Origin of the sequence: Burkholderia sp. AU27893, assembly GCF_002223205.1 — a bacterium.
Lineage (GTDB): Bacteria > Pseudomonadota > Gammaproteobacteria > Burkholderiales > Burkholderiaceae > Burkholderia.
In genome coordinates this window covers 1641013-1666888 of sequence record NZ_NKFD01000001.1, presented here as the reverse complement: position 1 = coordinate 1666888, position 25876 = coordinate 1641013, and the positions used below count along the sequence as shown (strand labels likewise).

The window sequence follows — 25876 nt, the reverse complement described above, 5'->3', positions numbered from 1 at the left end:
GTCGCCCTGCGGCACGGTTGTGCAGCGCGAACGCGTGCTGGTATTTCACGGCCACGACCGCCGCCGGCGCCCACATGTCGCGCAGTTGCACGCCGATCGCGCGCGCTTGCCCGCGCAAGCACTCCGACGCGGCCTGGGCGCCGGCCTGCGATCAGCGGCCGACTTCCTTCCACTTGCGCGCGAACCCGAGGCGTTCGACGCGCTCGATCAGGAACTCGGTGAACACGCGGATCTTCGCCGGCTGGTGACGGCGGCTCTGGTACGCGATGTTGACGGTGAGCGCCGGCAGTTGCCAGTCGGTGAGCACCGGCACCAGCTTCCCGGCGACGATATCGTCGTGAATGATGTAGAGCGGCTGGATCAGGATGCCGAGCCCGGCAAGCGCCGCGGCGCGGATCACCTGCCCTTCGTTCGCATCGAGCACGCTCTTGATCGTGACTGACTGCTTCTTCGCACCGTGGCGAAAATGCAGCACGTACGGATCGTTCGCGAGGTTGTAGACCAGCAGCCGGTGGTCGCACAGCGCATCGGGCGTCGCCGGCGCGCCGTGCTTCGCCAGATACCCGGGCGACGCGGCCAGCACGCGCCGCGTCTCGGCGAGCTTGCGCACGGTGATGCCCGAATCCGCTTCATGCTCGCGCGTGCGGATCGCCACGTCGATGCCGGCCTCGATGAAATCCGGATAGCGGTTCGCCGCGACGATCTGCACGTTCAGGTTCGGGTAGCGCCGATGGAACTCGGGCAACGCGGGCGCGATATAGATCGACGCGAACGATACCGACGCGGTCACGCGCAGCGTGCCGGCCGGGTTGACGCTCGCCTCGTTGACCGCCGCATCGGCCTCCGACAGTTCCATCAGGATTGCCACACAACGCCGGTGGTATTCATGCCCGGCGTCGGTCAGCCACAGGCGCCGCGTGGTGCGCTCGACGAGCCGCGCCCCCAGCCGCTCCTCCAGCGCGTTCAGGCAGCGGCTCGCCGCCGCGCTCGACATCCCGAGCCGCTCGGCGGCCTTCGACAGGCTGCCCAGCTCGGCCACCTGCACGAAAAATTCGATCTGCGTCCACTTGTCCATGCGCTCGATTCTTCCACCTGGCGGAGAACAAAACTCCCCCAAACCCTCTTTTTTACGATCCAGGGAGGAATTAATGTTACGTCAACGCGCTATCCAACGACATCAGGAGACACCCCCTATGCGCAATCTCGACGAAGACACCATCACACAGGCCGTGATCGCGTCGCTGGGCGGCTGTCGCGACGAGCGGTTGCGCACGGTGATGACCAGCCTCGTCCAGCACCTGCATTCGTTTGCACGGGAGACGAAGCTCACCGAGGCCGAATGGCAAAGCGCGATCGGCTTCCTGACGGCGGTGGGCCACATCACCGACGACAAACGCCAGGAGTTCATCCTGCTCTCCGACGTGCTCGGGCTGTCGACCCTGGTCACCGCGCAGAACCATGCGAAGCCGGCCGGCTGCACGGAGGCGACCGTATTCGGCCCGTTCTACGTCGAAGGCAGCCGCGACTTCGGGATGTTCGACGACATCGCGAACGGCGCCTGCGGCGAGCCCTGCTTCGTGTCGGGCCACGTGTGCGGCATCGACGGCCTGCCGATCGCGCACGCGTCGCTCGAAGTCTGGCAAGCCGACGAGGACGGGCACTACGACGTGCAGCTTCCGGCCGACGACGGCTCGGTCACGCACCGCGCGCGCGGCCGGCTGCGCACGGATGCCGACGGCCGGTACGCATTCCGCTCGATTCTCGCCGAGCCGTATCCGATTCCGCACGACGGCCCCGTCGGCGCGATGCTCGACGCGCTCGGCCGTCATCCGTGGCGCCCCGCGCACCTGCACTTCATGATCGAGGCGCGCGGCTACGACACGCTGATCACGCACGTGTTCCGCGACGGCGACCGCTATCTCGACTCCGATGCGGTGTTCGGCGTACGGTCGACGCTCGTCGCCGACTGGGTCCGGCACGCGCCCGGCATCGCGCCGGACGGCTCGCGCATGGACACGCCGTTCTACACGCTCGAATACGACTTCGTGCTCAATCCCGCGGAGCGCGCCGCACGATCCGCCACGTCGTGACGTGAAATGCTGCGGGCGCAACTGACTGCGAGCGCGTGCAGGCACACCGCGCGCGCCAAGCGCGCGGCGCCCGTCGCGCCGCCATCGCCCCGACTCAGCCGCCGAGCTTGAACGACGGCAACTGCTGCGCGAGCCGCGCGCCCATTTCCGCGCCGAGTGCCTGCAGCGCATTGAACGGCCGGATCATGACCTCGAACTCGACGATCCGCCCGTCGTCGTCGAAGCGGATCATGTCGATCCCCTTCAGTGCCTTCTCGCCGATGGCCGCGCTGAACTCCAGCACCACGCTCTCGCCGTCGTCGGTGACGAACTGGCGGTGATAGGTGAAATCCTCGAGGATCGTGATCACCGTGCGCAGCGCCAGCAATAGCGCGGGCGCCGGCCCGTACGGCTTGAACGCCATCGGCGAACGGAACACGGCGTCCGGATGGACAATCGACTCCAGTGCGCCAAAATCCTTGCGTTCGACCATCGCGTGCCACGTGTCGAGCGATTGCGCGACAGCGGGTTGAAGATGCAGCGTTGCGTTCGTCATCGAAGACTCCAGTATCGTCGGGCGGAAAGGAAACGAATCAGTGTCAAAGGGTGGCGGCAAGCGTCGTGCCCTGGTGAATCGCGCGCTTCGCGTCGAGCTCGGCCGCTTCGTACGCACCGCCGATCACATGGACCTTGCGCCCGGCGGCCTCCAGTCGCTCCGCCAGTTCGCGCAACGGCTCCTGTCCCGCGCAGATCACGACGTTGTCCACCGGCAGCGTCTGCTCGACACCATCGATCGTCACGTGGAATCCCTCGTCGTCGATACGCCGGTAGGTCACCGCCGACGACATCCCGACACCGCGCGCCTTCAGCGCCGTGCGGTGGATCCATCCGGTGGTCTTGCCGAGCCCGTCGCCGACCTTCGATGCCTTGCGCTGCAGCATGTGGATTTGCCGCGCCGCCGGCTCGGGGTGCGCATGACGCAAGCCGCCTGCGTTCGCATACGACCGGTCGACACCCCACTCGGCGAAGAAGCGGTCGGCGTCGACGTGCTCGGCGCCGTCGCGATGCACCAGATACTCCGCGACGTCGAAGCCGATCCCGCCGGCGCCGACGATCGCAACATTGCGACCCACCGCCTTGCCGTCGCGCAGCACGTCGAGATAGCCGAGCGTCTTGGCGTGCCCGACACCGTCGATCGGCGGCGTGCGCGGCACGATGCCCGTCGCGATCACCACTTCGTCGAATTCGCGTTGCAGCAGCAACTCGGCGGTCGCGCGCGTATTGAGGTGGAGCGTCACGCCGCGCAGTTCGAGCTGCCGGCGGAAATAGCGCAGCGTCTCGTTGAACTCTTCCTTGCCGGGCACCTTCTTCGCGATGTTGAACTGGCCGCCGATCTCGGCGCCGGCTTCGTACAGCGTCACCGCATGGCCGCGCTCGGCCGCGGTGACCGCGAAGCCGAGGCCTGCCGGCCCGGCGCCGACCACGGCGATCCGCTTGCGGTGCTGGGCGGGGCGAATCACGAGCTCGGTTTCATGGCACGCGCGCGGATTCACGAGGCACGACGTGATCCTGCCGCTGAACGTATGGTCGAGGCAGGCCTGGTTGCAGCCGATGCACGTGTTGATTTCGTCCGCGCGCCCTTCCCGCGCCTTGCGCACGAACTCGGCATCGGCGAGGAACGGCCGCGCCATCGACACCATGTCGCAATAGCCGTCGGCCAGCAGTTGCTCGGCGACCTCCGGCGTGTTGATCCGGTTGGTCGCGACGAGCGGGATGCCGACCTTGCCCATCAACTGCCGCGTGACCCAGGCGTACGCGGCGCGCGGCACCTTCGTCGCGATGGTCGGAATGCGTGCCTCGTGCCAGCCGATACCCGTGTTGATGATCGTCGCACCGGCCGCTTCGATCGCCTGCGCGAGCCGGATCACTTCGTCGAGCGTCGAGCCGCCTTCGACGAGATCGAGCATCGACAGCCGGTAGATGACGATGAAGTTCGTGCCGACCCGCTCGCGCACGCGCCGCACGATCTCGACCGGGAAACGGATGCGGTTCTCGTACGCGCCGCCCCATGCGTCGTCGCGATGGTTCGTCCGCGCGGCGATGAATTCGTTGATCAGATAGCCTTCGGACCCCATGATCTCGACACCGTCGTAACCCGCATGCTGCGCGAGCGCCGCACATCGAACGAAATCGGCGATCGTCTCGTCGACTTCATCGCTCGTCAGCGCATGCGGCGTGAACGGGTTGATCGGCGCCTTCAGCGCGCTCGGTGCAGCGAGCGCCGGGTGATACGCGTAGCGCCCGAAATGCAGGATCTGCAGCGCGATCTTGCCGCCCTCCGCGTGCACCGCGCGCGTCACGACGCGATGACGCTCGGCTTCCGCTTCGGTCGTCAGCATCGCGCCGCCGGGCGCCGGACGGCCCCGCTCGTTCGGCGCGAATCCGCCCGTGACGATCAGGCCGGCCTCGCCGCGCGCCCGCTCCGCATAGAACGCCGCCATCCGCTCGAAGCCGTTCGGCGCTTCCTCGAGGCCCACGTGCATCGACCCCATCAGCACGCGGTTCCTGAGTGACGTGAAGCCGAGCTCGAGCGGGGTCGTCAGATGCGGGTAACGCGACGTCATGGGGTGTCTCCATTTTTTATGCAACAAGTTGCACAGATAGTAGTCGACCGCTTTCGTTTATGCAACCCGTTGCATAAACGCATCCATCATCTTGTACTGTGACCCCGATATGGCAAGATGCGGTTCATTCCGCGGCCTCCTCCGATCCGACATGTCCCTGCCCCACGCACTCCTCACCGCGCTCGCCGAACGCCCCGGTTCAGGCTCCGAACTCGCCGACCGTTTCGATCGCTCGATCGGCTATTTCTGGCAGGCAACGCACCAGCAGATCTATCGCGAGCTGGGGCGTCTCGAGGAAACGGGCTGGATCGAATCGCTGCCGGCCGAATCGGGGCGCGGCCGCAAGCGCGCGTACCGGATCCTGCCGGCCGGCAAGAAGGAGTTGCGCCGCTGGATCGCCGAACAGGAAGACCCGACGCCGCTGCGCGAAGCGTTGATGGTGCGCCTGCGTGCGGAAGCGGTGCTCGGCCCGGCCGGCCTCGAGGACGAAATCAGGCGGCGCATCGCGCTGCACCAGGAGAAGCTCGACCTGTATCTGCAGATCGAGGCACGCGATTTTTCTGAAAGCGCCGATTCGCGCACGAAGCGCCTTCAGCACCTGGTCCTGCAGGCCGGTATCGCGAACGAGCGGTTCTGGGTCGAATTCTCGCAGCACGCGCTGGACGTGCTGCGCTTGCCGAAAGACTGAACGACTGACGGAGGAAGGGACGATGACGCAGAAAACCGTGCTCTGCTACGGCGATTCGAACACGCATGGCACGCGCCCGATGACGCGTGCCGGCGTACTGGAGCGGTTCGCACGCGAAGAACGCTGGACCGGCGTGCTGGCGCACACGCTCGGCGCGAGCTGGCGGGTCATCGAAGAAGGGTTGCCCGCGCGGACGACCGTGCATGACGATCCGATCGAAGGCCGGCACAAGAACGGTTTGTCGTATCTGCGTGCATGCCTCGAAAGTCACTTGCCCGTCGATGTCGTCGTGCTGATGCTCGGGACCAACGACCTGAAGACACGCTTCTCGGTCACGCCCGCCGACATCGCGACGTCGGTCGGCGTGCTGCTTGCGGAGATCGCCGCGTGCGGTGCCGGCCCGTCCGGTGCATCACCGACGCTCGTGCTGATGGCGCCTGCGGCGATCGTCGAGGTCGGCTTCCTCGGCGAGATCTTCGCGGGCGGCGCAGCGAAGTCCCGGCAGCTCGCGAAGCGGTACGAACAGGTGGCAAGCGACGCCGGTGCGCACTTTCTCGATGCCGGCGCGATCATCGAGGTGAGCCCGGTGGACGGCGTTCACTTCGAGGCCGATCAGCATCGTGCGCTCGGGCAGCGGGTCGCGGCCCTTCTGCAGCAGATCGCGTAACGCGCACGAGCGCCGAACCGCAGCCGCGCGGCGTGTGCCGGAACGCGGCACGCCGCGCGCGGAAAGCCGGTCACGCGTCCGGCAGGATCACCACCTTGCCCTTCACCTGGCGGTTCGCCATCCGCGCGATCGCATCGGCCGCATCGGCCAGCGACACGCGCTCGGTGATCGCGGGTCGTACCTTGCCGGCCGCGAACCATTCGGCCAGCAGGCGCATGTTCGCGACATGCTGCTTCGGATCGCGGCGCACCGCATCGCCCCAGAACACACCCAGAATGTCGCGCTCCTTGAGCAGCGCCAGGTTCAGCGCGAGCTTCGGGATCTCGCCGGCCGCGAAGCCGACCACGAGGAACCGGCCGCGCCACGCGGTCGCGCGCAGCGCCGCTTCGCTGTAGGCACCGCCCACCGGATCGTAGACGACGTCGGCGCCGCGGCCGCCGGTCAATTCGTCGACGCGGCGGCGCAGGTCTTCGGTCGCATAGTCGATCGTCTCGTCCGCGCCCGCTTCACGGCACAGCGCCAGCTTGTCCGCACTCGACGCCGCCGCGATCACGCGCGCGCCGAGCGCCTTCGCGATCTCGATCGCGGCGAGGCCAACGCCGCCCGCCGCGCCCAGCACGAGCAACGTCTCGCCTGCTTGCAGCCGCGCGCGCTGCTGCAACGCATGCAGCGACGTACCGTACGCCAGCACGAGCGCCGCGCCCTGCTCGAATGTCATGCCCGGCGGCAGCGCGGCAATCTGGTGCACGTCGGCCACGCACTGCTGCGCGAAACCGCCGTGCCCGGTGAACGCGACCACCGCATCCCCCGGCTGCCACGCGGTCACGCCCTCGCCCACCGCATCGATCACGCCGGCGAATTCCGCACCCGGCGAAAACGGCAGCGCCGGCTTCACCTGGTACAGCCCCTGGACGATCAGCGCGTCGGGGAAATTGAGCGACGCGGCCTTCACCTGAACCCGGACCTGGCCCGCGGCCGGCTCGGGAATCGTCACGTCCTCGATGCGCAAGCTGTCGATCGGGCCGAATGCGGTACACAACAGGGCTTTCATGTTCGTCTCTCTCCTTGAGCGGCGGGGCCGCGCATCGAATCATCCCGAGGGGCGCGCCCGCATGGCCGGTTCACGGCGAATACGCGGTAGCCGACGGAATCGGCATCCACGACATCGTCTGCATTCCGGAATGTCGGTGAAACAACGATCAGAACCACGCGTCGCGCATGTCGAGCGTCGTCGTGTCGACGCGCGCGAGCAGATCGAGCTGCGCATCCACTTTCGGCAATTCCCAGTTGAAGAAATAGCGGGCCGCCGCACGCTTGCCGTCGTGGTAATCGTCGGCGTGCCCGTGCGCGGCAAGCGTCACGTCGAGCCACAGCCACGCCACGACGAGATGGCCGAACGCTTCCAGATAGACGCTCGCGTTCGCGAGCCGCGCCTGCGGATCGCCGACCGCGCCGAGTTGCCGCGTGACGTCGACCAGCCGCGCCCAGCGCCGTGCCAGCGCATCGGCCTGCTCGCGCAGCTCGGCACCGAGCGCTCGCGCGCGTTCGACGGTCGCGCCGATCCGCGCATCGAGTGCGCGCAGCAACGCGCCATCGTCCTGGGCGACCTTGCGGCCCAGCAGGTCGAGCGCCTGGATCCCGTGCGTGCCTTCGTGGATCGGGTTGAGACGATTGTCGCGATAGAGCCGCTCGACCGCGTAATCGCGCGTGTAGCCATAGCCGCCGTGCACCTGGATCGCGAGGTCGTTCGCCGCGAGACACCACTGCGACGGCCAGCTTTTCGCGATCGGCGTCAGGATGTCGAGCAGGCGCGTGGATTGAGCACGCACGTCCGCATCGTCATGCGCGCGTGCTTCGTCGACCAGTTTCGCGCAATACAGGATCAGCGCGAGACCGCCTTCGACATAGGCCTTCTGCGCGAGCAGCATGCGCCGCACATCCGGATGGTCGACGATCGGCGCCTGCGGCGCTGCGGCATTCTTGCCCGCCGGCCCGAGCGGGCGCCCTTGCGGCCGGTTGCGCGCATAGTCGAGCGCGTGCAGGTAACCCGTGTAGCCGAGCGCCACCGCGCCCGCGCCGACACCGATGCGCGCTTCGTTCATCATGTGGAACATGTAGGCGAGGCCATGGTTCGGCTGGCCGACGAGATAGCCGATCGCGCCTGCGCGCCCTTCCGGGCGGTAGCGCGTGCCTTCGCCGAAATTCAGCAGGCAGTTGGTGGTACCTCGATAGCCCATCTTGTGGTTCAGCCCGGCGAGCACCACGTCGTTGTGCTCGCCCTGCGCCGCGCCGTCGGCGCCCGGCAGGTACTTGGGCACGATGAACAGCGAGATGCCGCGCGTGCCGGGCAGCAGCCGGCCGTGTTCGTCGGGAATCTTCGCGAGCACGAGGTGGACGATGTTCTCCGTCAGCTCGTGTTCGCCACCCGAGATCCACATCTTGTTGCCGGTCAGCCGGTAGCGCGGGCCGAGCGGCGAATCGCCTTCGAAATCCGCGCGCGTCGCGATGTCGGACAGCGACGAACCGGCCTGCGGCTCGGACAGGCACATGGTGCCGAGATAGCGCCCTTCCAGCTCCGGGCGCGCAAATGCGTCGATCTGCGCGGGGCTGCCGTGCGCGACCAGCAGGTTCGCGTTGGCGGCGGTCAGGAACGGATAGGCGGACGTGGCAATGTTCGCGGCCTGGAAGAACAGGAACGATGCGGCTTCGACCAGCTTCGGCAAGCGCATGCCGCCGAGTGCTTCGTCGTGGCCCGCGGCGATCAGCCCGGCGTCGGCAAAGGCGCGCACGGCCGGTGCGACGTCGGGGATCAGCGTCACGCGCTCGCCGTCGAACTGCGGCTCCTCGCGATCGCCACGCGCCGCATGCGGCGCGAACAGGTCTTCGGCAATCCGCTCGCTGGTGTCGAGCACCGCGTCGAACGTCTCGCGACTGTGCTCGGCGTAACGCGGCAACGCAACGAGCGCTTCCGCGTCGAGCCAGTCGTACAGCAGGAACGCGAGATCGCGTCGCGACATCAACAAGCTCATCGTGCTGCCTCCCGGGGCCGGCTTCGTCAGCCGAATGAAGGATTCCGTGACGGAAAGTGCTGGCAGGAATTTAGCACGGTCGTTCTAAAACGACAACGACGGATCCGCTAGTCCGCGTAACCGGAATTGCGCCGGTCGAGCCGGCGCAGCAAGCCGGGCCAGACGAGCGCCCCGGCGCCCATCCCGCGCGTCACCGCGGCGATCTGCTGCTTGATACCGTCGAGAATCGGCTGGCCGATCGGCAACAACGCAGCGCCGCCGGCCTGCGCGCGGACCTGGATCATGCAGGCTGCTTCGAAGAAGTACATCGCGACGAACGCATCTGCCGGCGTCGCGCCGACGGTCAGCAGGCCGTGGTTGCGCAGCATCAGGTTCGTCTTGGCGCCGAGGTCCTGCACGAGGCGCGCCTTCTCGCCCTCGTTGAGCGCAATGCCCTCGTAGTCGTGATAGCCGAGCGACGCCAGCACGCCGAGCGACTGCTGCGACAGCGGCAGCAAGCCCCCTTCCTGCGCCGATACGGCGACGCCGTTGATCGAATGCGTATGCATCACGCACAGCGCGTCGTCGCGGGCCGCATGCACCGCGCTGTGGATGGTGAAGCCGGCCGGGTTGATCTCGTAAGGTGATTCGGACACCTTGCGTCCGTCGAGATCGACCTTCACCAGCGACGATGCCGTGATCTCGTCGAACATCATCCCATACGGGTTGATGAGGAAATGGTGCTCCGGGCCGGGCACGCGTGCGGAAATATGGGTGAATACGAGATCGTCCCAGCCGAATAGCGCGGTGAGACGATAGGCTGCCGCGAGGTTGACTCGCGCATCCCATTCGGCGGGGGAAACCGACTGCTTCACACTGACTTCGGAAGAGGCCACGTCACGCTCCTTGCGCAGGGGTCGATGTGCACCGGGCCGCACGATGCGGCCCGGCGTGGGGAATAGTGTGCGTCAGCCCGCGTGCGGCTTCGCGAGCTGATCGGCAATCGGCAGGCTGCGGATACGCGTGCCGGTCGCCGCGAAGATCGCATTGGTCAGCGCCGGCGCAACGGGCGGCAGGCCCGGCTCGCCCACGCCGCCGAGCGGTGTCGCAAAATCGTCCGGCGCGACGAGATGCACGCGGATTTCGCGCGGCGCCTCGTTCATGCGCAGCACCTGGAAGCCGTTGAAGTTGCTCTGCTCCGGATGCCCATCCTTGAACGTGATCTCGCCGTGCAGCGCGATGCCGAGCCCCATCACCACCGCGCCCTCGAGTTGCGAGCGTACCCGCTCCGGATTGACCTGCGGCCCGCAGTCGATCGCGATGTCGACCCGCGGCACCGTGATCTTGCCGTCGGCGTCGACCTGCACCTCGCACACCACCGCCGTGTACGACACGAAGCTGCGATGCGCGGCGATCCCGAGCCCGTGCCCCTTCGGCACCTTGCGCCCCCAGCCGGCGCCGCGCGCGACCGTCTCGACCACGCGCCGCAGCCGGCCGGTATCGATCGGATACAGCGCCGGATCCTCGCCGTAGTTCGCGTTCTTCACCGTGATGTGCGGCTCGAAACGCCGCGCGGGCCCGATCAGGTCGAGCAGGAAATCCTTCGGGTCGCGACCGGCCGCGTGCGCCAGCTCCGACACGAAGCTCTGGATGCCGAACGCATGCGGGATGTTGTAGACCGAGCGGAACCAGCCGATCCGCGTGTGCGCTTGCGCGGCCGGATTCTCGATCCGCACGTTCGGAATCGCGAACGGCAAGTCGGCAATCCCCTGCGCGAGCTCGCCCGGCTGCTCATGCACGACACCGGCCCTGAACGTCGACTGGATCGACGGCGCGACCGTGCGATGCTGCCACGCGACCACTTTCCCCGACGCATCGATCCCGCCGTCGAACGCCTCGAGCGACACCGCATGGAAATAGTCGTGCGCGATGTCGTCCTCGCGCGTGAACGTCAGCTTGACGGGTGCGCCGACCGCCTTCGACAGCAGCGCCGCCTCCACCACGTAGTCGGGCTTCGACTTGCGGCCGAACCCGCCGCCGAGCAGCGTCACGTTGACCGTCACGCGCTCCGTCGGCAACCCGAGCGCCTTCGCGACCTCGTCGCGCGTGGTCTGCGGCGCCTGCGTGCAGGTCCACACTTCGCAACGGCCGTCGGCCACGCGCGCGACGGCCGCGGGCGGCTCCATCGTCGCGTGCGCGAGATGCGGGATGTAGTACGTCGCCCGCACGCGCTTCGCGGCGCCGGCCAGCGCTGCCGCTGCATCGCCGTCGTTGCGGATCACGTCGCCCGGTTGCGCGGCAGCCGCTTCGAGCGTCTCGCGATACGCGGCGGAATCGTAGTTCGAGTTGGGCCCGCGCTTCCAGTCGATCTGCAGTTGCGCGCGCGCCTGGATCGCGGTCCACGTATCGCGCGCGACGACGGCCACGCCGCCGAGCGGCTGGAAGCCGGACGGCAGCGGTGTTGGCGCAAGCTGCACGACCTTGACGACACCCGGCAGCTTCTCCGCCGCCGATGCATCGACCGATGCGACCGTGTCACCGTAGACGGGCGGCCTCGCGACGACCGCATACAGCATCCCGTCGAGCCGCGTGTCGATCCCGTAGTGCGCGCGGCCGCCGACGATGTCGCGCCCGTCGATCAGCGCCGTTTCACCCTTGCCGATATAGCGGAATTCGGCCGGCGCCTTCAGCGCCACCGTAGCCGGATCCGGCACCGGCAGCGCCGCTGCCTTCGCCGCCAGTTCACCGAAGCCGAGCTTGCGCCCGCTCTTCGTGTCGACGACCTCATGCACCGTCGCCTTGACCTGTCGTGCATCGACGCCCCACGCCGCCGCTGCCGCCTGTTCGAGCATCGTGCGTGCGGCCGCGCCCGCGCGGCGCAGCGCCGCGAAGCTCTGGCGCAGGCTGCGCGATCCGTCGGTGTTCTGGTTGCCGTAGCGCGGCTCGTCGCCCACGGCCTGCGCGACCATCACGCGCGCCCAGTCGGCGCCCAGTTCGTCCGCCACGACCAGCGCGACGCTCGTGCGCACGCCCTGCCCCATCTCGGAGCGGATGCAGGTCACGGTGACCGTGCCGTCCGGCGCGATCGCGACGAACAGGTGCGGATCGTCGCGCAACCCGTGCGGCATCCCGGCGCCGCCATACTGCGGATTCGCACTGACGGGCGGCTGCACCGGTGTCGCCGCGTGGACGAGCGACGGCACGCCGAACGCGAGCAGCAGCCCGCCGGATGCGAAGCCGAGCAGCAGCGCGCGACGGCTTTCGTTATGGACGGAGAGTTCGGGCGCGCTCATGCGGCACCTCCGCGGCGCACAGCCAGGCGGATCGCCGCACGAATGCGCGTGTAGGTGCCGCAGCGGCAGATGTTGCCGGACATCGCATCGTCGATGTCGGCGTCGGTCGGATGGGGATTCGTCTTCAGCAGCGACGCGGCCTGCATGATCTGCCCGGACTGGCAGTAGCCGCACTGCGCGACGTTCAGTTCCTGCCACGCCTGCTGCAGCGGATGATCGACGTTCGTCGACAGTCCCTCGATCGTCGTCACGCGCTTGCCGGAAGCGGCGGCGACCGGGGTGATGCACGAGCGGATCGCAACGCCGTCGAGGTGCACGGTGCAGGCGCCGCACAGCGCCATGCCGCAGCCGAACTTGGTGCCGGTATGGCCGAGGACATCGCGCAGATACCAGAGCAACGGCATGTCGGGATTGCCGTCGAAGTGCTGCTCGCTACCGTTGACGGTCAGCGTGATCATCGTTCACCTCCTGGTCGAGGCGCCCGCATCGCACCACGGGTGCCGGGTGGGGATTCAAACGGCGGCGGGTGCGCTCTGCTGCGCTGGTCCCGCGCCGTCTTGTGGACTGCTCCGCCGGCAGGGCCGGCGGTCAATGCGTGGTGATTGGCGCGGCTGGCTGGGGATGGCCATCGGGCCCGCGATCCGGATGGATAGCGGGCACGCACCAGCCCGGATTCTGCCCCATGCAAACCGTCACTCAGGCAACGCGATCATGTCGGAACTGCCAGAAATGGCGACTCGGATCGCAGCACTTGCGTGCCACGTTCGGCCTCGGCGGGTTCGACATTGCTCAGGGGGCGCCAGAATCGTATGCGGAATCGCCCCGGGCTCCAACTCTAACTGATGTGCGGCAGTTTTGCGTCGTCGGTGCAGATCCTCCCGCTCCTTTCCGGTATTCAGGTTCCCGAACAATCCGGCGAGACGTTCTACGCGCAGGGGATGCGGAAGTACGGCAAGAGCTGGCCGCAACTCGCCAACACCGATTATCCGTGGAGCTTGATCGCGCTGGTAGCGCTCAAGATGAACGATTGGGGCACCGTCGCCTGCTGGCAAGCGCGATCGGGCCCGTACCGGCACGGCGCGCACTGGAACGTACTAGAGGAGTCGCTTTATCTGGCATTCGAAAGCCGGATGGCCGCGCCCGTCATCGCCGCTCGATGCGGATTCACGACGGCAGCGGCAACGGCAACCGCATCGCGCTGACGCAACGACGCGCGCGGTCCATGATGACTAACAGGGAGGAGACGTGTCATGTGTGGCATCGTCGGCGCGGTCGCGCAACGGGACATCGTCCCGATTCTGATTGAAGGTTTGCGTCGCCTCGAGTATCGCGGCGACGATTCATGAGGCGTGGCGACGGTCGTGAACGGCCAGGCGCGTCGCGAACGCAGTGTGTCGCGTGTCGCCGATCTCGACGCGCACGTGCGCACCACCGGCCTCGCCGGCGGCACCGGCATCGCGCACACGCGTTGAGCGACGCACGGCGCACCGGCAACCTGCAACGCGCATCCGATCTTCTCGCGCGACGAAATCGCACTCGTGCACAACGGCATCATCGAAAACCACGAAACGTTGCGCAAGCAACTTTCCGATGTGCATTACGAATTCGATGGCCAGACCGACACCGAGGTCGTCGCGCACCTGATCCACAGCCAGTACCGCGGCGATCTGCTCGCCGCCGTCCGTGCAGCGACTTCTCAGCTTCACGGCGCGTACGCGATCGCCGTGTTCAGCAAGCACGAGCCGCAGCGGCTGATCGGCGCGAAAGTCGGCTCACCGCTCGTCGTCGGCGTGAAGGACGGCGAATGCTTTCTCGCCTCCGATGCGCTCGCGCCCGCCGGCATCACCGACCGCTTCATCTTTCTCGAGGAAGGCGACATCGTCGAATTGAGGCCGGGCGGCGTGCGCGTGCTCGATCGTTGCGGCGCACCAGTCGAGCGCGCGGTGCAAACCATTTCCTCCGCGCAGGCCGCGGTCAAACTCGGGCCGTACCGGCACTTCATGCAGAAGGAGATTTTCGAGCAACCGCAGGCCGTGGCCGCGACCCTCCCGGATGCGGGGCTGTTCGATCCGGCCGTGTTCGGCCCCGACGCCGCGCGGGCGTTCGAGCAGATCGACAACGTGCTGATTCTCGCGTGCGGCACGAGTCACTATTCCGGCCTGACCGTGCGCCGCTGGCTCGAAACGATCGCACGCCTGCCCGCGCAGGTCGAGATCGCGAGCGAATACCGTTACAGCGATGCGCTCGCGATGCCGAACACGCTGGTAGTCAGCGTGTCCCAATCCGGCGAGACCGCCGACACGCTCGCCGCGCTCAAGTACGCGCAGGCGCTCGGCCATGTCGACACGCTGGCAATCTGCAACGTGCCGACCAGCGCGATGATGCGCCAGACCGCCCTGCGCTTCCTGACGCGGGCCGGCCCGGAGATCGGCGTCGCGTCGACCAAGGCGTTCACGACGCAGTTGGTCGCGCTGTTCATTCTCGCGGTCACGCTCGGCCGGCTGCGCGGCTATGTCGACGATGCGCAGCTCGCGCGCTACACGAAGCAATTGCGGCGGGTGCCCGGTGCGCTCGAGGATGTGCTCGGGCTCGAGCCGCAGATCGAGCGCTGGGCGGAGGAATTCTCACGACACGAGAATGCGCTGTTTCTCGGGCGCGGGCTGCACTACCCGATCGCGCTCGAAGGTGCGCTGAAGCTGAAGGAGATTTCGTACATCCACGCGGAGGCGTATCCCGCGGGCGAGTTGAAGCATGGGCCACTCGCGCTCGTGACGCATACGATGCCTGTTGCCACGATCGCGCCGAACGACGCGCTGCTCGAGAAGCTGAAGTCGAACATGCAGGAAGTGCGCGCGCGGCGGCCAGCTTTACGTGTTCGCCGATGCCGATACGCTGATCGACAACAGCGAAGGCGTGTCGGTACTGCGGATGCCGGATTACTACGGGCTGTTGTCGCCGATCCTGCATGTGGTGCCGTTGCAGCTGCTTGCGTATCACGCGACGTGTTTGCGTGGCGCGGATATCGACAAGCCGAGGAATCTGGCGAAATCGGTGACGGTTGAGTGACGGGGCTGGGTAACCTGGGGCGGACCTGTGTGGGTCTTCGAGGAATCCATCCGACCCGCCCTACGCGATTCGAACGTGTGACCTACGGCTTAGGCGACCGCGGTCCGGGATCCGGGATCCGGGATCCGGGATCCGGGATCCGGATCGAGATTGATCCACATCCCGACAATCCATCATCGAGACACACGCTCGACACAACCCAGCAAGTTGTGCAGCCGGGAATCAACGCGAATGACCTGGCAAGCGTGCCCAAGAGCCATCTCAATTTCTCGGCAGTTCGGAATGTTCCATTCCCTGAAGCCATCCAATCATCATGAATTAATAAATTAACTCATTTGTTTCACCCAGCGCATCTATCGAAGCTAATAAACAGCAAAAAGAGATTTCCAAATACTGGGAAACCAATCCAGAATCACGGCCGCGATTTAACATGCCAAGATTTTCCGGTCAACGAAATCTTCTAGTCGAATGTTTTAATAAAAACCCTAGATCCCCGGTTGTATCGCTTAAAAATTTACATATACTTTGCTCACAATTTCGTCAGGAGATATCGGCGTCACTTCTCCTGGAAATTGAAAACAATTTGAAAGAAAAGATGTATTGAAGGCGGCACGGGCGTGAAATGCTTTTGCCATTCGATTCCCGAACATCAGCATCAAGCAATTGATAAGTCGGTTACTTTCAAATAACGGTCGAGGTAGTTATTGCCGGACCCGGTCAAATTGCCCTCAGCACTATTCCGAAGGGTCGATATCCGTCGTTTCGAGTTCCGCCGATGTCAGGGCGGGTAAGGAGATGCCGATGAACAAGCCAGCGGGTGCTTTCCGAGTCGTGGAGTTGGTATATCCACGTGGTGTTGATTTATCCATTGGACATACGTGACGTTCGAACACAACTCACGGTGCACATTTTGAAATCCGGCGTTGCATCGCCGATCTCACCACAAATCCCCACAGCTTCCCGAGCGAATGCCGATCTTGCCGATATTGATCCGGCCGCCTGGAGTTCGACTACGCCATGCTGACACTAAGACTCGCACCCGCGGCCCCGCCTGCATTGCGCGGCTTGCTAGAGAATCTCTCACACGAGGAGCGTCGCGTCGACGACTGCATTCCCCTCACCGCCAACGAGAACCGCATGTCGGATCTCGCCTGTGCGGTACAGGCCAGCCTGCTCTCACACCGATATCTCCTCGGCCAGGCCGACGAGCGCGGCGAGCAGGGCCGCGATTTCGTCAAGGGCGGCCTCATGCTTGACGGCCTTCCCGCCGTGACGGCGCTCGAGCAGCGGGCGGTCGCGGCAGCGCGTGCGATGTACGGAGTCGAGGCCGTCGAACTGCGCCCCCTCTCCGGGCTGCATGCGACGCTGGCGACGCTGCTGTCGCTATCGCGGCCCGGCGCCGTGGTGCTGTCGATCGATCCCGCACACAACGGACATTTCGCAACGCGCGGCCTCGTTACCGCGCTCGGCCGCCGCTCGGCGTACCTCGCGTGGGACAAAGCGCACGACATAATCGACGCCGAGACCGCGGCGCGCCAGGTCGAGGCCCTGCCCGATGGCTCGCTCGTGCTGATCGACCACAGCGCACCTCGTTTCCCTCAGCCCGTCGCCGCTTTGCGCGCGGCCGTGCGCAGCGACGTGCGTATCAGCTACGACGCGTCGCATACGCTCGGCCTCATCGCGGGCGGTCAGTTCCAGGATCCGATCGGCGAAGGTGCCGACGTCCTCCAGGGCAACACGCACAAGACATTCCCCGGCCCGCAGAAAGGCATGATCCTCACGGCACGCGAGGCCGTGGGCCGGCGAATCGGCGAGACGATGTGCGACTACGTCATCTCCAGCCAGCACACGCATCACGCGCTCGCGCTGTACGTGACGCTGCTCGAGATGGAAGTGCACGCCAGGGCATATGCGCGCCAGGTCGTCACTAACGCGCTCGCGCTGGCGGATGCCCTCAGCGCGACAGGCTTCGCGGTGCGTCGGCGCGCCGACGGCGCGGCCACGGCGTCGCACATGCTGTTGATCGGCGGCTTCGAGGGCGGGCGTGCCTACGAGTTCTGTGCGCGCTTGCGTGCGTGCGGCCTGTCGGTCAACGCGCGGACCGATCGCACCGGCGAATTGATCCGCATCGGCATCCAGGAACTCACGCGTCGCAACGTGCGGGTCCGCGACATCAAGCCGCTCGCGGACCTGATCCGACGCGCGGGCAGGACGGACGAATCGCCCGACCGCATCCGTGCCGACGTGCGCGAATACCTCGGCCAGTTCGCGGCCGTGGGCTATTCGTTCTGCGAGCCGGACCTTACCTCCGCGACCCGCGCTGCACCGCGCCCATCCGGCGACCACCCCATCGAGTTTGTATCCGATTGTTGAGAGGGACTCCCCCATGCAACCCGCAACCACGCCCCGCCTGCCGACGATTGGCTTTTCCACCAACGTCCTGAATCATCCGACCAACACGGCGCTCGCGCCGGCCGATGTTGCCACTGCGGTCGCCTTCCTGTCCGAACGTTTCGGCGCCGTGGAGATCGAGATATCGGAAGACGCCCAGCCCGCCGTCCTCGAATGCGGCCACGAGCGTTACGACGCACTCGTCGCCTCCCTGCGCGAAACCGCGCAACGCACCGGCGTGCGCCTGAGCGTGCACGCGCCCTGGTTCGGGGAGGCCACGAACCTTGCGTCGCCGAGCGCCGACGAGCGCGCGCGTTCGATCACCCTGCTCTCGCGCGCCGTTGACTTCGGCGCCGACATCGGTGCGCGCATCGTCACCTGCCACCCCGGCTACCACGAAGGCCAGGAACGCGAGATCTTCAACCGCCACTTGCACGAATCGTTGGTGGAGGCGGTGCGCTACGCCGAGTCGCGCGGCGTGCAGATCAGTCTCGAGAACATGGGCGACGAACGCCCTTCCTACATCGTCCACTCAGTCGAGGAACAGATCGCCATGTGTCAAGCCACGGGCGCTCGCGTGACCCTGGACGTGATCCACCTGCGCTCACGCTACGACAGCGAGGCCGACTTCCTCGACGCGTTGACGCAGATCGCGCCCTACGTCGCCAACGTCCACATCGCCGATATGAAGGGGCGCAACCATGCCCACGTACCGATCGGCGACGGCGACTTCCCGCTCGACGAAGTCCTGCACCGTCTCGGCGCCGCGGGCTATGAGGGCGGAGCGATCGTCGAGGAGTTCGTGCGCAACTGCGACTTCCAGCGTTTTCTGGACAAGGCCATCGACTACCGCGCCCGCTTCGAGGGTCACGACCGGGCACGCGACGTCACCGGCCCTTCCACCACGCCCGGGGGGACCTCCCTGCGTGAGGGCGACGTTCGGACCGTCGCGATCGGCGCGGCGCCGGGTGGCAGCACCATCGTCGTCATCGGCCGTGCCGGCACGACGACCTTTGTCAACTCCTGCCCGCACACGGGTGCCCGTCTGGACTCGATGTCGCCGCTCTGCACCGAAAACGGCTACGTTGTCTGCAGCGTCCACGGCGCCCTCTTCGACGCATCGGGCCACTGCGTCAAGGGCCCGTGCGCCGGCCGCTCCCTGACATCGGCGCACGACGAGGTGAGCGGCGAATCGTGGACCGACACCGCGGCATCCAACAGCGCCCAGGAACTTCCCGCCCGATGACGCGCGCGCGCCTCGATCTCGCCGCCTTGCGTGCGGCGGCCGCGCCTACGCTGCCGCTGCTCGGCTCCATCGTCGTATCGTTCATGACGGTGGGGGCGGCTGCGCGCAGCGCGGGCTTCAACCTGCCCGACGCCGTTGCCATGACGGCATTCGTATTCGCGGCGCCCGCACAGCTCGTGATGATCGACATGCTCAAGTCGGGCGTCGGCATCGGCGCGGTGAGCGCGGCCGTCGTGATCATCAACCTGCGCCTGCTGTTCATGGCCTTCACCGTGGTCAGCAGCCTGCGCACGGTGCCGGCGCGGCGCATGGCGATCTGGTGCGCGATGCTGAGCGGCCTGTCGTTCACGCGCTTCAAGCTGCACCAGCGCGATAGCGACGCGGAGGAGGACGCGTGGCGCGAGGAGCTTGAGCTCGCAGTGTCCTGCGTGCTGCTGTATGTCGCTGCGGTGCTGTCGACGGCCGTGGGCAACGCACTCGGCGGCCTGGCGACGCCGGTGTGGGTCGATGGCCTCGACGTGATGGTCGCGATGCTGCTCGTGGGCCGCATCTTCAACGCCGGGGGCGGCCCCGGCTTCGTGACCGTGGCGATCGCCTGCGCGGTGCTGACCCCGTTGTCCAAGACGCTGAACCCGGCCTTCGGCACGCTGCTGATGGTGTTCGTGCTGTCCTGGCTGTTCGCGGTCTCGCCGCGCATCGTCGACGTCGTGGGCCGTCCTCGGCGTCAGGCACATTCGCAAAAGCCATGACACACCTTGCCATCTGGTCCGTGATCGCGGTTACCGGCGGCCTCACGCTGGCGCTGCGCCTGCTCCCGCTGCTGGCGAGGCGTCGCATGACCGGAGAGATCTCGCCGACCATGGATCGCTTCAACCGCGCCTTCCTGGCTTGCTGCATTGCCTCGATGGTGGTCGGCCTGCTGCTCCCGGCCGGCATCTCGCCGCTCTCGGGCGGCTGGCACCGCGAGGCAACCCTCGTCGGCGTCATCGCCCTGTACCTCGTGATCTCCCGCTTCTACGACGGGCTGCTGCTTGCGCCGGCGCTCGCGCTCGCCTTCGTAGCCGTCCGAACCTATTTTCCCTGAATGCTCCTCATGACTGAAGACGACAAGATCCTCATCCTCGGCGGCCGCGACTCAAGCGTCGAGTGGCTGACCGAACTCGGTTGCCGCGCCGACCTGATACAAAGCGAGAAAGGCCTGACCGAGCGCCAGCGCGCTGCTGCAAGCAAAGTCTTTCTCGCCGAGCACGACGACGTCGCGCGCATCGCCGACTTCGCCCGCCGCGAGCATGCGCGCAGGCCTTATGCGAGCGTCATTACCTTCCAGGAACCCTGGCTCCTCGCGGCGGCGGCCGTCGGCGAAGCGCTCGGCGTGTGCTGGAATCCGCCCGCAGCCATCCGCACCGCGTGCGACAAGGCCGCGACGCGCGACGCCCTTGCCGCCGCTGGCTGCAACGGCGTGCGCTACCGCCGCTGCGCTGACCTGGACGACGCACGGGCCTTCCTCGCGGAAATCGGCGAGCCGATCATCGTCAAGCCGGTGGGCGCGAGCGGGAGCCGCGGTGTCGGTCTCGTGCGCGACGCTTCCGAGCTCGAGGCCGCCTGGCGGCACGCCACCGGCGCGAAGGGCGGCGCCATCATCGTCGAGGAATACGTCGACGGCCCGGAGTTCAGCGTCGAAACCATCAGCGCGGACGGCGTGCATGAGGTGCTGGCGGTGACGGAGAAGCTGACCACGGGCGCGCCGAACTTCGTCGAACTCGGGCACGTGATCCCGGCCTCGCGCGGCGTGCACGATCTCGAAGCCCTCGGTGCTGCGGCGATCGATGTGCTGACCGCAATCGCCCATCGCAACGGGCCCTGCCATTCCGAGTTCCGGCTCACGCCGCAAGGGCCGAAGGCCATCGAGACGCAGACGCGTCCAGGCGGCGACCAGATCTGGGAGCTCGTGCACATCGTGACGGGCCGCAACGTCTATCGCGAAACCCTGGCGCGCCTGTGCGGGCGCGCCATCGAGCCCCTGCCGCGACAGGCACCGGCCGCGGCGATCCGCTTCCTCTTGAGCCCCGGCGCCGGCACGGTCAAGAGTATCGACAACATCGAGCACGCCACGGCGGTGCCGGGCGTGCGCGCCGTGCATCTCGACGCCAAGACGGGCAGCCGCGTCGCGCCGGCCGCGAGTTCCAGTCAGCGACTCGGTTATTGCCTGGCCGTTGGCACGACGCCTGGCGAAGCGGCCACCGCTGCAGAGAATAGTCGCGATCGGCTGCGAGTCGTCCTCGACACCACCGCAGCCTGACTTGCCGGCCTCGACAACCCCCTTTGCGCCGGGCCTTGCCGCTGCGGCTTCCGCTATGAGAAACCTTCTTTTCGTTACGCCCAAGGTACTGATGTCTACCCCCGCTGCGGAGTGGCGGCGATCGGTCGGCCCCGATGCCATCCTCTTCACCGGCGCGGACACCGACGACGCGCGTCAGCGCATCGAGGCCCACGTGGACGGCGCGTTTTCCCGCGTCCACACCTTCTGCAATTACGAGCACAACGATCTGCCGGAGAAGCGAGCGCACGAGATCCACGCGGCCACGCCGCTGCGCAACGTGGTCTCGCTGTCGGAGGTCGACGTGCTGCGCACCGCGCGCATTCGTGAACGCTGCGGCATCCCGGGTCACTCCGAAGCGAATGCGTGGATCTTCCGCGACAAGCTGCTGATGAAGGAACGCGCACGTGCGGCGGGCCTCGGCACGCCGCGGTTCGCCCGCGTGGAAAGCGCCTTCGACCTGCTGCACTTCGTGCGGGCCAACGGACTGCCCGTCATCGTGCGCCCGATTTCAGGCCGTGGTTCGGCGCAGGTTGGCGTCCTGCGCACCGATGAGGAGCTCGAGGCCTACCTCGCGTCCGGTGCGATCGCCGCGACGGATTTCCGCCCGCAACTGTTCGTGGAGACCTTCTGCGACGGCCCGATGTTCCGTATCGACGGTCTCGTGCTGCGCGGCGAGCCCGCGTTCATGCAGGTCGCCAAGTACATCAACACCACGCTGGACTTCATGAAAGGACAAGCCGTCGGCACATATTCGCTGCCCGCGGACGATGCCGAACGGCTCGCGGTGGAAAAGTTCGTCACGCATCTGGTCGGACGCGCCCTGCCGTCGGCGCCGACCATGATGTTCCATGCGCAGTTGCTGCAGGACAGGCACGAGGGATTGATGCTGTGCGAGGTTGCCGCGCGCATCGGCGGCGGCGCGATCAATGACGAGATCATGGCGGCCACCGGCGTCGACCTGAAGATGGAATACGTGCGCTGCTGCTGCCTGCCCGGATACGCCGAAGCGTGGCGGCCCGCACTGCGCGAGCGGCTGGCCGCTCGCATCCTCTTGCCGCCGCAGCCCGCCGTGCTGGAAGCCATTCCTAAGGACTGCGATATTCCGTGGGTCGTCAAATACACGGCCTACGGTCAACCCGGACGCGCGTACAACGGCCCGGCGATGACTAACGCCGAGGTTGCGAGCTTCGTCTACCACGCGGACACCGTCGGTGAAGTCACGTCGCGCTGGGACAAGCTTGTCGACTGGCACGCGCAACGCACGATCTGGCGCTCGTGATGCGCACGACGGACAGCAGGTCGGAGGACGGGATGCGTGAACCCTGCGACATTGCGCTCGTCGGCTGCGGCGCGGTCGGGGCGTCCTTCCTCGCGAGACTGGAAGTCGACGCCGGCGGCTTCGTCGGCAGCGTCGTCATCGTCGATCCGGCGGAGGAGCCGGGGCGCGGCATCGCCTACGGCCGCGACGCGAACAGCAACCTTCTCAATCGCGCGAACGCCGCCATCTCGGTGCGCGCCGACGATCTCGGCGAGTTCTTCCGCTGGTTCGCCGAGGAGCGCGCTGCGGGACGGCTCGAGCCCCAGCACGCCAACGTGCCGCTTGAGGCGGACGGCTATGCCCCGCGTCCCCTGTTCGGGGACTACCTGGTCAGCCGCGTGCGCCGGACGTTGGCGGCACTGGCGGCGCTGGGCTGGCGCGTGCGCAAGGAGCGTGGCATGGTCATCGATATCAATGAGGAATCCGGATCATACCGGGTCACCGTATCGAACGGCGCCAGCTTCGTCGCGCGCAGCGTGGTGCTTGCCACCGGCAACGGGCCGTCATCGGCGTTCCGGCGCTTCGAGGGGCAGGAAGGCTACGTCGCCCTACCTTATCCGAATGAAGGGCTCTCGCGGCGCATCGGTGCCGACGCGCCGGTCGCGTTGCTGGGCAGTCGCCTGAGCGCGGTGGACACGGCCATCGCGCTGACGGACCAGGGGCATCGCGGGCCCGTCTTCCTGGCCTCGCGCACCGGTCAGTTGCCCATGGTGGGCGGCGGTAACGGCAATCATGTGTTGGCGCCGGCGACGCTGGAGGTCGCTCGATACGCACGCCACGCCGGTCCCGGATCGGTCTCGCTGGTGCGCCTCATGCGCCTGATGTTGCGCGAGATGGCGCGTGCCGAGGGCAGACGCCTGCCGGTGCGCAGCATCACGCGGCCCGAACTCTCGCCCACGCAGGCCTTTCTAGCCTGCGTCGAGGAGCGCGAAGCCAACGTACGCAAGCCCTGGCAAGACGCCCTGATCCCCTTCAACGACTTCGTCGCGGATTTCTGGAACGCCCTGCCCGATGACGACCGCCGCCGCCTCATGCGCGGCGCCTACGGCGCGTACATGGGCTACCGTGTCTCCATCCCGCTCGAGAACGGCCGCAAGGTGGCAGGACTGCTGCGGGCCGGCCGCGTCACCAATCTCTGGCCCCTGAAGGAGGTGACTCACGACGGCGAGGCCTTCGTGCTGCGCTTCGGAACGGGGGGACCGACGCTGGCCCCGGATCTGCGCGTGCCGGTGCTCGTGAACTGCACCGGTCTGGTGGGCGGCCCGGACGCGTCGGCCGGGCCGCTCTATCCGAGCCTGATCGCCGGGGGGCTCGCGCGTCGTCACCCTTTCGGCGGCATCGACGTCGATCCGCATACCAACCGCGTGATCGGCGCTCACGGAAGCGCGCACGGATTATTCGCGATCGGGAACAGTACGCAAGGCGTGTTCTTGCTCACCAGTAACCTCGTGCTGAACGCAGCTCATGCTGCCCGCGTCGCCGATCTGCTGCTGGCGGATCTCGCGTCCGCTGCGGCACCTTCGTCCCGTGCCACAAACGCCTGCAGCAACGGCGCGCAAAATGTCGCGTTGTGAGCCTGCAGGCCCCTGACACTGTCCTAACACCACTCCTATGCACATCGACACCGATTTCGAAGCCGCCGCCATCGATCACGTTGCCTCTCCCACCAGCGGCTCTCCCCTGCGTTTGCGTCTGCGCCGTGACAACGCCGCCGAATTCGCCCAATGGTTCGCGTTCGAGCTGGTCGATCTGCCGCCCGAGGGCATCGACGTGCGCATCGAGGGTTTGGCCGGCTCGTCCTACCCTAAAGGCTGGGTCGATTATCGCGTCTGCATGCGCGCCGATGGCGGCGAGGCGGCGGCCTGGCGCCGCCTGCCAACGGACTTCGATGGCGATGTGCTCGCCTTCCACGCGCCCGGCCCGGCCCGGCGCCTGCGCTTCGCCTATTTCCCGACCTTCGACCGCGTCGCCGAGGATAACCTCGTCGCTCAGGCGACGCAGGCAGGCGCAACGCTGGAGATACTCGGGACCTCCGCGCTCGGCGAGCCGATCCGCATGCTCTCGTTCGAGGGCAATGCGCCACGCACTCGCCTCTGGTTCATGGCTCGCCAGCATCCGGGCGAATCGCAGGGCGGTTATTGCCTCGAGGGCCTCGTGCAGGGGCTTTGCGGCGAGCTGCGTCCTGCTTGGGAGAACGGTGGCTCAGCCGTGCATGTCGTCGTCAATGCCAATCCGGACGGTGTGCGCCTGGGCAACCTGCGCACGAACGCGCACGGCGCCAACCTCAACCGCTGCTGGGACCGCGAGTATCCGGATGCGCCCGAGACGGCCGCCGTGCGCCGTCGCATGCGAGCGCTCGGGCTCGACCTGCTCGTCGACTTCCACGGCGACGAGGTCCTGCCCCACGTCTTCTCGGTGGGCGCCGACGGCAGCCCCGCCTGGACGCCACGCTTGCAGGCCCTGCGCCGCACGTTCGACGAGGACCTGCTGCGGCGCTCCCCCGTATTCCAGACGGCGCGCGGCTATTCCGTAGACCGACCTGATCACGCGAGCCCAAGGAAGTGCATCCCGTGGGTGGCGGAGCAATTCGATGCGCTGGCGATGACCATCGAATTGCCGTTCAAGGAGAGCGCCGACCGACCGCGCGACGACGCCGATGCGACCGCATACGCCCGCACATTCGGACGGGCCGTGCTCGAAACCGCCTTGGCGCTTGCGCCGTCCGTGCGGCCTTGAGGTCCTGCTCGCCCTCCGTCGAGCACGCCTGGACGCCTCCAGGGTGCCAAACCTTCGTTTGCGCGACGGTTTGAAGGTCAGGATTGCGGCCCTCGTCCGGACTTCGATTCCGGCACAAGCCAGCTATCTCCGACGGAATACGCTGGTCAGCGGTATAAAAAAGCCAAGACTTGGAGCGTCTTGGCATCTGCGGTTACATCGAGAAGTGTTGGAGGTCAGCCAACCAAGCACCGCCGCCTCGATCTTCTCGTGCGGCCAGCTTGGCATTTCAGCGTACGACGCCATCAAAGTGTTTGTCAGTGAGAGCAGCCGGCCTCGCATGGATGGGTTGCGATCCGGTTGAATGCAAACACCTGCATGCTGCGTACACGAGCATGCCGACAAAGGATGGGAAATTTGAAAATATCAGCTGACGAACTGATTTCACTGGCCCGCCCTACACGATTCGAA

The 25876-nt window shown here is 66.8% G+C and carries 19 protein-coding genes and 2 pseudogenes; 13 read left to right on the top strand and 8 right to left on the bottom strand.

Going from position 1 to position 25876, the window contains the following annotated elements; all coding sequences use genetic code 11:
* Positions 1 to 151: 151 nt before the first annotated feature.
* Positions 152 to 1075: a LysR family transcriptional regulator gene (locus tag CFB47_RS07990; RefSeq protein WP_089460887.1), complete on the bottom strand. Its 924-nt coding sequence runs from the start codon at positions 1073 to 1075 to the stop codon at positions 152 to 154.
* 118 nt (positions 1076 to 1193) lie between these two features.
* Here CFB47_RS07990 and CFB47_RS07985 point away from each other — a divergent pair, with 118 nt between their 5' ends.
* On the top strand, positions 1194 to 2090 hold the full coding sequence (locus CFB47_RS07985; protein ID WP_089460886.1) for an intradiol ring-cleavage dioxygenase: 897 nt from the start codon (positions 1194 to 1196) through the stop codon (positions 2088 to 2090).
* 94 nt (positions 2091 to 2184) lie between these two features.
* Here the strand turns inward: CFB47_RS07985 and CFB47_RS07980 are convergent, their stop codons facing one another.
* The gene (locus CFB47_RS07980; protein ID WP_089460885.1) at positions 2185 to 2625 is read right to left on the bottom strand and encodes a nuclear transport factor 2 family protein; all 441 of its coding nucleotides are present in this window, start codon (positions 2623 to 2625) and stop codon (positions 2185 to 2187) included.
* 43 nt (positions 2626 to 2668) lie between these two features.
* Complete coding sequence (locus tag CFB47_RS07975; protein ID WP_089460884.1) at positions 2669 to 4693, bottom strand: NADPH-dependent 2,4-dienoyl-CoA reductase; 2025 nt, start codon at positions 4691 to 4693, stop codon at positions 2669 to 2671.
* Between the two features lie 151 nt (positions 4694 to 4844).
* Between CFB47_RS07975 and CFB47_RS07970 the strand changes: the two genes are divergently transcribed.
* Positions 4845 to 5381 carry a PadR family transcriptional regulator gene (locus tag CFB47_RS07970; RefSeq protein ID WP_069247687.1) on the top strand — a complete coding sequence of 179 codons (537 nt, stop codon included), beginning with the start codon at positions 4845 to 4847 and terminating at the stop codon, positions 5379 to 5381.
* A gap of 22 nt (positions 5382 to 5403) precedes the next feature.
* Positions 5404 to 6048, top strand: a complete 645-nt coding sequence (locus CFB47_RS07965; RefSeq protein ID WP_089460883.1) for an SGNH/GDSL hydrolase family protein — start codon at positions 5404 to 5406, stop codon at positions 6046 to 6048.
* 70 nt (positions 6049 to 6118) lie between these two features.
* On the opposite strand, the gene CFB47_RS07960 is transcribed toward CFB47_RS07965, so the two are convergent.
* From CFB47_RS07960 to CFB47_RS07940, 5 genes are all read right to left on the bottom strand, one after another.
* A complete protein-coding gene (locus tag CFB47_RS07960) occupies positions 6119 to 7099 on the bottom strand; it encodes an NADPH:quinone oxidoreductase family protein (protein ID WP_089460882.1) in 981 nt (326 codons plus the stop codon).
* Between the two features lie 148 nt (positions 7100 to 7247).
* The gene (locus tag CFB47_RS07955; RefSeq protein WP_089460881.1) at positions 7248 to 9077 is read right to left on the bottom strand and encodes an acyl-CoA dehydrogenase; all 1830 of its coding nucleotides are present in this window, start codon (positions 9075 to 9077) and stop codon (positions 7248 to 7250) included.
* Positions 9078 to 9184: 107 nt separating this feature from the next.
* Positions 9185 to 9952: a class II aldolase/adducin family protein gene (locus tag CFB47_RS07950; RefSeq protein WP_089455990.1), complete on the bottom strand. Its 768-nt coding sequence runs from the start codon at positions 9950 to 9952 to the stop codon at positions 9185 to 9187.
* A 72-nt stretch (positions 9953 to 10024) separates the two neighbouring features.
* Positions 10025 to 12349, bottom strand: a complete 2325-nt coding sequence (locus CFB47_RS07945; protein ID WP_089460880.1) for a xanthine dehydrogenase family protein molybdopterin-binding subunit — start codon at positions 12347 to 12349, stop codon at positions 10025 to 10027.
* The gene (locus CFB47_RS07940) at positions 12346 to 12807 is read right to left on the bottom strand and encodes a (2Fe-2S)-binding protein (protein WP_089460879.1); all 462 of its coding nucleotides are present in this window, start codon (positions 12805 to 12807) and stop codon (positions 12346 to 12348) included. Before CFB47_RS07940 ends, CFB47_RS07945 begins: the two co-directional genes overlap by 4 nt.
* 411 nt (positions 12808 to 13218) lie before the next feature.
* Between CFB47_RS07940 and CFB47_RS07935 the strand changes: the two are divergent.
* The 10 genes and pseudogenes from CFB47_RS07935 to CFB47_RS07890 all read left to right on the top strand — a co-directional run.
* Positions 13219 to 13551, top strand: a pseudogene (locus CFB47_RS07935) (hypothetical protein); the annotation flags it as partial.
* 147 nt (positions 13552 to 13698) lie between these two features.
* A pseudogene (gene glmS, locus CFB47_RS07930) lies at positions 13699 to 15415 on the top strand (glutamine--fructose-6-phosphate transaminase (isomerizing)).
* A 1017-nt stretch (positions 15416 to 16432) separates the two neighbouring features.
* Positions 16433 to 17788 carry a hypothetical protein gene (locus CFB47_RS07925; protein ID WP_089460878.1) on the top strand — a complete coding sequence of 452 codons (1356 nt, stop codon included), beginning with the start codon at positions 16433 to 16435 and terminating at the stop codon, positions 17786 to 17788.
* Positions 17789 to 17801: 13 nt separating this feature from the next.
* Positions 17802 to 19052, top strand: a complete 1251-nt coding sequence (locus CFB47_RS07920) for a TIM barrel protein (protein WP_089460877.1) — start codon at positions 17802 to 17804, stop codon at positions 19050 to 19052.
* Positions 19049 to 19801, top strand: coding sequence for an AzlC family ABC transporter permease (locus CFB47_RS07915; RefSeq protein WP_089460876.1), 753 nt, complete (start codon positions 19049 to 19051; stop codon positions 19799 to 19801). Before CFB47_RS07920 ends, CFB47_RS07915 begins: the two co-directional genes overlap by 4 nt.
* On the top strand, positions 19798 to 20136 hold the full coding sequence (locus CFB47_RS07910; protein ID WP_089460875.1) for a hypothetical protein: 339 nt from the start codon (positions 19798 to 19800) through the stop codon (positions 20134 to 20136). Before CFB47_RS07915 ends, CFB47_RS07910 begins: the two co-directional genes overlap by 4 nt.
* Positions 20137 to 20145: 9 nt before the next feature.
* Positions 20146 to 21351 (top strand): ATP-grasp domain-containing protein, encoded by a 1206-nt coding sequence (locus CFB47_RS07905; protein WP_179258930.1) that lies wholly within the window; start codon positions 20146 to 20148, stop codon positions 21349 to 21351.
* A gap of 91 nt (positions 21352 to 21442) precedes the next feature.
* Positions 21443 to 22651 carry an acetyl-CoA carboxylase biotin carboxylase subunit family protein gene (locus tag CFB47_RS07900; RefSeq protein WP_089455982.1) on the top strand — a complete coding sequence of 403 codons (1209 nt, stop codon included), beginning with the start codon at positions 21443 to 21445 and terminating at the stop codon, positions 22649 to 22651.
* Positions 22652 to 22683: 32 nt separating this feature from the next.
* Positions 22684 to 24264 carry an FAD/NAD(P)-binding protein gene (locus CFB47_RS07895; protein WP_179249970.1) on the top strand — a complete coding sequence of 527 codons (1581 nt, stop codon included), beginning with the start codon at positions 22684 to 22686 and terminating at the stop codon, positions 24262 to 24264.
* A gap of 37 nt (positions 24265 to 24301) precedes the next feature.
* A complete protein-coding gene (locus CFB47_RS07890; RefSeq protein WP_089455980.1) occupies positions 24302 to 25426 on the top strand; it encodes a M14-type cytosolic carboxypeptidase in 1125 nt (374 codons plus the stop codon).
* Positions 25427 to 25876 lie beyond the last annotated feature (450 nt).

What these genes read in the sequence shown, in the direction of transcription:
- CFB47_RS07900 (WP_089455982.1), top strand. Translation starts at nt 21,443, where the DNA reads ATGTCTACCCCCGCTGCGGAGTGGCGGCGATCGGTCGGCCCCGATGCC.
- CFB47_RS07945 (WP_089460880.1), bottom strand. Translation starts at nt 12,349, where the DNA reads ATGAGCGCGCCCGAACTCTCCGTCCATAACGAAAGCCGTCGCGCGCTG.
- CFB47_RS07920 (WP_089460877.1), top strand. Translation starts at nt 17,802, where the DNA reads ATGCAACCCGCAACCACGCCCCGCCTGCCGACGATTGGCTTTTCCACC.
- CFB47_RS07975 (WP_089460884.1), bottom strand. Translation starts at nt 4,693, where the DNA reads ATGACGTCGCGTTACCCGCATCTGACGACCCCGCTCGAGCTCGGCTTC.
- CFB47_RS07965 (WP_089460883.1), top strand. Translation starts at nt 5,404, where the DNA reads ATGACGCAGAAAACCGTGCTCTGCTACGGCGATTCGAACACGCATGGC.
- CFB47_RS07980 (WP_089460885.1), bottom strand. Translation starts at nt 2,625, where the DNA reads ATGACGAACGCAACGCTGCATCTTCAACCCGCTGTCGCGCAATCGCTC.
- CFB47_RS07895 (WP_179249970.1), top strand. Translation starts at nt 22,684, where the DNA reads ATGCGTGAACCCTGCGACATTGCGCTCGTCGGCTGCGGCGCGGTCGGG.
- CFB47_RS07990 (WP_089460887.1), bottom strand. Translation starts at nt 1,075, where the DNA reads ATGGACAAGTGGACGCAGATCGAATTTTTCGTGCAGGTGGCCGAGCTG.
- CFB47_RS07910 (WP_089460875.1), top strand. Translation starts at nt 19,798, where the DNA reads ATGACACACCTTGCCATCTGGTCCGTGATCGCGGTTACCGGCGGCCTC.
- CFB47_RS07890 (WP_089455980.1), top strand. Translation starts at nt 24,302, where the DNA reads ATGCACATCGACACCGATTTCGAAGCCGCCGCCATCGATCACGTTGCC.
- CFB47_RS07915 (WP_089460876.1), top strand. Translation starts at nt 19,049, where the DNA reads ATGACGCGCGCGCGCCTCGATCTCGCCGCCTTGCGTGCGGCGGCCGCG.
- CFB47_RS07985 (WP_089460886.1), top strand. Translation starts at nt 1,194, where the DNA reads ATGCGCAATCTCGACGAAGACACCATCACACAGGCCGTGATCGCGTCG.
- CFB47_RS07940 (WP_089460879.1), bottom strand. Translation starts at nt 12,807, where the DNA reads ATGATCACGCTGACCGTCAACGGTAGCGAGCAGCACTTCGACGGCAAT.
- CFB47_RS07925 (WP_089460878.1), top strand. Translation starts at nt 16,433, where the DNA reads ATGCTGACACTAAGACTCGCACCCGCGGCCCCGCCTGCATTGCGCGGC.
- CFB47_RS07905 (WP_179258930.1), top strand. Translation starts at nt 20,146, where the DNA reads ATGACTGAAGACGACAAGATCCTCATCCTCGGCGGCCGCGACTCAAGC.
- CFB47_RS07970 (WP_069247687.1), top strand. Translation starts at nt 4,845, where the DNA reads ATGTCCCTGCCCCACGCACTCCTCACCGCGCTCGCCGAACGCCCCGGT.
- CFB47_RS07960 (WP_089460882.1), bottom strand. Translation starts at nt 7,099, where the DNA reads ATGAAAGCCCTGTTGTGTACCGCATTCGGCCCGATCGACAGCTTGCGC.
- CFB47_RS07955 (WP_089460881.1), bottom strand. Translation starts at nt 9,077, where the DNA reads ATGAGCTTGTTGATGTCGCGACGCGATCTCGCGTTCCTGCTGTACGAC.